The organism is Pseudoalteromonas sp. AWM4_233 (assembly GCF_056158285.1).
This window is the reverse complement of sequence record NZ_JBSWSZ010000084.1, coordinates 1-4,877: the sequence shown is the minus strand read 5'-3', so window position 1 is coordinate 4,877 and position 4,877 is coordinate 1. Positions and strand designations below refer to the sequence as shown.

7 protein-coding genes and 1 tRNA gene are annotated in these 4,877 nt (G+C 42.7%); 1 reads left to right on the top strand and 7 read right to left on the bottom strand.

The features are described 5' to 3' along the window. The 3 genes from ACXAC4_RS20655 to ACXAC4_RS20645 all read right to left on the bottom strand — a co-directional run. On the bottom strand, positions 1-111 hold a 111-nt coding region (locus tag ACXAC4_RS20655), incomplete at its 3' end, for a hypothetical protein (RefSeq protein ID WP_475165070.1). An 860-nt stretch (positions 112-971) separates the two neighbouring features. Continuing rightward, entirely contained in the window at positions 972-1,190 is a 219-nt protein-coding gene (locus ACXAC4_RS20650) for a 2'-5' RNA ligase family protein (RefSeq protein WP_475165068.1), read from the bottom strand. Positions 1,191-1,448: 258 nt separating this feature from the next. Beyond that, entirely contained in the window at positions 1,449-1,595 is a 147-nt protein-coding gene (locus ACXAC4_RS20645; RefSeq protein WP_475165069.1) for an alpha/beta hydrolase-fold protein, read from the bottom strand. Between the two features lie 720 nt (positions 1,596-2,315). Between ACXAC4_RS20645 and ACXAC4_RS20640 the strand changes: the two genes are divergently transcribed. Beyond that, positions 2,316-2,388 (top strand) — tRNA-Val (locus tag ACXAC4_RS20640). Between the two features lie 526 nt (positions 2,389-2,914). Here the strand turns inward: ACXAC4_RS20640 and ACXAC4_RS20635 are convergent. The 4 genes from ACXAC4_RS20635 to ACXAC4_RS20620 all read right to left on the bottom strand — a co-directional run. Beyond that, positions 2,915-3,055: a DUF2254 family protein gene (locus ACXAC4_RS20635; protein WP_475165066.1), complete on the bottom strand. Its 141-nt coding sequence runs from the start codon at positions 3,053-3,055 to the stop codon at positions 2,915-2,917. Between the two features lie 358 nt (positions 3,056-3,413). Next, on the bottom strand, positions 3,414-3,614 hold the full coding sequence (locus tag ACXAC4_RS20630; RefSeq protein WP_475165065.1) for a hypothetical protein: 201 nt from the start codon (positions 3,612-3,614) through the stop codon (positions 3,414-3,416). Between the two features lie 759 nt (positions 3,615-4,373). Then, positions 4,374-4,565, bottom strand: a complete 192-nt coding sequence (gene csrA / locus ACXAC4_RS20625; protein WP_058031817.1) for a carbon storage regulator CsrA — start codon at positions 4,563-4,565, stop codon at positions 4,374-4,376. A 91-nt stretch (positions 4,566-4,656) separates the two neighbouring features. After that, on the bottom strand, positions 4,657-4,877 hold a 221-nt coding region (locus ACXAC4_RS20620), incomplete at its 5' end, for an ACT domain-containing protein (RefSeq protein ID WP_475165064.1).

The window sequence follows — 4,877 nt, the reverse complement described above, 5'->3', positions numbered from 1 at the left end:
GAAATCAAATGCTGTGATCTGGGTGATCTGTGATTTGCCAAGCACTTTCGTCATGACGAACAGAGCAGCAAATCCAAAAAGTGTTTCTACAGTAATTTGTAAATAATCCATTGATTTGTCACGACCCTTATCTCTAGTTCCTATACGTTTTATTCTAGACAAAAGGTCCTGGAATATAAACGAAGAAACCCCGGAATTCCATAGACGGTTTCTGTTTTTTAGAGTTTATAGTTCTTTGACCATTGTGACATGAGGGATGCCGGCATCCATGGAAGTTGTCCGAAATCGTGACATAACCGAGAGCTTCATAGAACGCTTCCGCCTGGGTCTGGGCATTTAAGCTTGGCTTTGTCAAACCCATACTCACGCACGGCGGCTTCCAGCTGCAGCAATCATCTGTCTGCCCAAAGGAATGGCCGCGTTGCTCTTTCACAACACAAATCCGCTCAAGCTTCCCGAATCCCTGGACGAAACCGCAGGCGGGAAGCGGCAGCAGGAACTTGGTTTTCGTATCCTACAAAGTGGATGGACGCTCTCATCGTACTCATCGATTTCAAGTTCGATCAGGGACTTGCTGTTCTTCTACAAAGACGACTCGTCTTACGTGTGAAGGCGTCGTCTTTTTGCTTGTTTATTTTCTGACCTGTTATGATGTCCACAGAGCGTCACCCTTTGCCAAGGCGGAATGTTTCATAAACACTCCAAGCTCCATTTTCCAAGTTGGTAAAGCAGCTGGAAACGATCGACTTTATCATTCAGATCGAACTTAAGCATACGCGAGGCTGCCATATACATCGGAAAATTCTTCATCTGACAAGCTTTTGAGCAATCGTGATGTGAGGAACGAAAGTAGAAGTCTTTTTCTTCTGGAAGTTCTCCAGCGTGCAGCTTATCATTCAATTCGAAAATTTCATCGGATGGTTCAATCTTCAAGTAAATCGTATTCGTAACCGGTGAGAGAAGAGCTGACCTTATAAACACCGTAGGAGAAAGGCTCTGTGTTTTTGGCAATTTCCCTGCAACTCGGGAATGATTTCATTTTCAATCTGATCTTCCTCTTCTGCTTCAAACGCTTCTTTCATCGTAATATGTGGAGGAATCAACGCATAGTGAGGATCGTAACGCTTGCGGTATGAATTCGCCACATCCTGTACTTTTTTTGATGGAAACACTGCTATTCCGTATTTCATTGGACTAACCCTCCTGATTGTCCCATTTTAATACGTCTAATCACCACTAAACATTTTCAATAAAGCGCGTCTCAAAATCCTTCTGCCATGTTCCCCATGTGTGGTCCGCCATCCAGTTCATGGTACGTATAGGCAAGAGCCTGGCTGTTCATGTAGAAGATCACGCAGCTTCCGGTTTGGTTCGAGAAAATTTTTTCTCGCTCACCTGTCTGTCGTTTCAACATCACGTTTCCTCCAGACCGATAGTATGATAAATGGTTAGATGAAGAAAAGTCTTTCGTCGCTGTGTCGACGACCTCTTTGGACATGTTCATCTACATAAGGACTCTGCATGATGACATTTCCGAAGATATTCGGGAATTTCACCGCTGTCATTAAGGCAAGCGTTCCTGCTAAGGGAATCACCGACAAGTGTACGGCCACGTCCCCATGTAATACCCGGGCAGCTCTTCATCAAGGAAATGGGACAACTTCTCTAATGAGGAAGTTGACATAGTCTCCTTGTTTTTTGCCGTCAGGATGATACTTTGTCCCTGGCGGTCATATTTGTCATTGTAATGGATGCCAATGAAAATCGTCCGTTCTCAATTTTTTCCTCTTTATGGAGCTTATCACTCAGAGTGGCACGCCCGCCCCATGGAGTAATAATCGTTTCCATCCTGCATGATACAGAAATGGTACTTGTATAGATGGAGAGAAGTTGTTCAGGCGTGTACACCCTGAAGGGTCATGGTCTCCGTCTAAGTACTGGCTGTTCAATTGGTGTATTCGGTCATGGATCCGTCTCTGCCCATATACTAGACCACCTCCTCACAGCACGGAAAGTATCACTGAGGCTTTCCCGCTAAAATTTTTCGATGTAAACGTTCCACTACTCATTTTATCATAGAATTGTCGAAAAAGTTGGAACATGATGCGTGGAAGATAAAGGTAGCTTCCAGAGATTGAATCCGATCTTTTTGACATCCGGGAGAGACTTTTTTTGGAACTGCTTCGTCTGGATGAATGTGATAAAGTCATGGGGGACGGGGGAACTACGAATGGGTATGGGGAAAGTCTTGACACAATCGATGAATCCGTAGTATATTAATCTTTGTCAGCAAGAAACGATAAATTCCTACATACGATTCCGTAGCTCAGCTGGGAGAGCGCCACCTTGACAGGGTGGAGGTCGTTGGTTCGAGCCCAATCGGAATCACTAAATAAAAAAGATGAGCATTCGTTATGAATGCTCACTCTTTTTATGGTCTTAGATATGGGCAAAGGGTAATCTAGGCAAGTGATTCTTTGCAAATGCTTGCCCCAAGGCACTCTGAACATAGGGCACTCTACAAAGGTATTTATCCCTTTCAGCTACAGTACGCTCATGCTTTATTCCTTCTGTAAGGTGAACTTTGTTACGTGCATTAGCTAATTTACGAACCTCATTATTGAGCCTTTTGAAATCGAGTTCATCAAATCATCCGTTTTTACAGCATTGAGGATCGTTTTACCGAATGTCCATACATCCTCTCGACTGCGTTGGTCATCTCCTAAATGCTGCGATTTTGTACAAGCGATTCAAGCACACTATTCATGACCGAGATGTCGTGATGCCCATAGATCTTTATTTGGTAAAACTCTTGTATACAATATTCTTCAAACGGCTTCGGCTGTGCAATCAGGCGGAGCTCATCAGCTTCATCAATATAAATACCGGATAGGCTCGTACACAGATGGCCAGTTCAATAAGCAGCGAGTCCAATCCGATTGATGCAATTCGATGCGGTGTGGGGATCGTTCAGGCTTGGAGAGATGGCTCTGACGGCAATCTCCACAAGCTTTTGAATCAGAGAATTCCACGTCCTGGGTATCAATCCGTTCATTTCCGATCAGGACGAACAGAAGCGGCTGCATTCTTCATGGCCCGTTCCTGAAGTTGCACCTTCAGCAGCTTCCCAATAATAAGAAGAGAGGCATCCCTTTTTGAATGTAGTCTCCCATCAAGAAATCCGGTTTCCATAACGACTGTATGGTTACTTGCCCACTTAATAAGAGACCCATACTGGACATTTTGAACATACCCCGATTTCTCATGCAGGGATCACAGAGCCGCTTGATTGGTCTGAATTTCAGTTCTGGCTTATTTGTCGTCCCACTCGGTAGCCGTTTGATAATCTTTATCTCGTTAAATGTTTTGAGCGATGAGCGTAGAGGTGCTTTTTCTAATGGCGCCAATCAGAGTTATTCACTTTTAGGAACCGCGAAGAGTGGTGGATGAACAATATGAAAAAGGCTAAGCAGACAATAGAAACAATGACTGTAAAGTAGGGGGCTCACCAGTCCAAGTCCAGGTTCCTTCCCTAAAAGGAAAAGATTGATCAGTGAAAAAATGAAGCCAAAGGAAAATACGCCTAAGACATGCTGGGTAACGCGGCTTTTCATAAAGTCCTGTAACGGTCCGTGGTGGAGAATTGAGTGGTGTACGTCGTAAGTACAACCATGATGGTTGAAAAGCTGATCGTTGTCATAGTCAAGATTGAATGTGACCATGGAACCATATAGCGTTTGAGCTACCGACTGACTTTGTCAAAAAGTAGCGGATGGAATAGACTCTTTGTATTGAGCGACATGATCCACTGAATCCAATGAGCGCGGTTATTGCCACAGCTAGCGATCGATAGGACAGCTGTAGATCGTAGGGAGAAACCAAAAACTGTCCCTCAAGTTGATCCAAACCTTTCCTTTGTTCATTGAACCTGTACCAACTTTCTTTGTAAGGCGTATGACTCTTAGTATGACCGATATGAGTAGGGTTAAAAAGATGCTTTTACATAAACTTAAAAAACTCTTAAAATTTTATTGACACTTTTTATCTAGGTGCTGCAACTAGCCAAACATTGATGCTGTTTAACCTTAGCAATACGTAGTGTTATTGTCCATCTACTTCGTTCAGTTACGTATTGCTAAGGTTAACGACGGTTAGATTCACCTCTTACACAGCACCTATACAAATCGTTTGTATTTAATTGGCAAGACATCACCAAAGTTATAAAAACAGACAGAGGTCTACTGATCTATTCACTAAGAGGTGCACAATATTTATCTTTAAGTGCATTGGATGACGAGACGGTTGACTTTATCTTAGCGCAAAAAAAAGCCACTAATGAATAGTGGCTCCTTAAATTATTCGCTAAAAGCTGATCAGATGTTACCTGTTGCAGGACCAGACTTTTCAGCCTGAATTCGCATGTAAATCTCTTCACGGTGAACTGAAACATCTTTAGGTGCATTAACACCAATACGTACCTGGTTACCTTTAACACCTAGTACAGTTACAGTTACTTCATCACCAATCATTAGGGTTTCACCCACTCGACGAGTTAGTATTAGCATTCTATTGCTCCTGTTATTCCAAAAATTAGAAGATTCCGCGTCAATTTCATTTTAATGAAAAGTTGTCATAAAAGTAAGCAAAAAAACCAATTTACTCAATACTTTCCAATAAAAATGTGCTGTGCAATGCTCTAACAGCCAATTCTAAGTACTTTTGCGGCAGCAAAGCCGAAATTTTCATTTCGGATGTTGTCACTAAGTCAGCTCTAATATTCTCGTGAGACATTGCCGTATAGAACTGTGCGATAACTTCTACGTGAGGTGCTGTGTAAGAGGTGAATCTAACCGTCGTTAACCTTAGCAATACATAGC

Excerpts from the sequence above, each read along its gene's own strand:
- ACXAC4_RS20650 (WP_475165068.1), bottom strand. The coding sequence starts at position 1,190 with ATGAAATACGGAATAGCAGTGTTTCCATCAAAAAAAGTACAGGATGTG.
- ACXAC4_RS20635 (WP_475165066.1), bottom strand. The coding sequence starts at position 3,055 with ATGAACGGATTGATACCCAGGACGTGGAATTCTCTGATTCAAAAGCTT.
- ACXAC4_RS20630 (WP_475165065.1), bottom strand. The coding sequence starts at position 3,614 with ATGAAAAGCCGCGTTACCCAGCATGTCTTAGGCGTATTTTCCTTTGGC.
- csrA (WP_058031817.1), bottom strand. The coding sequence starts at position 4,565 with ATGCTAATACTAACTCGTCGAGTGGGTGAAACCCTAATGATTGGTGAT.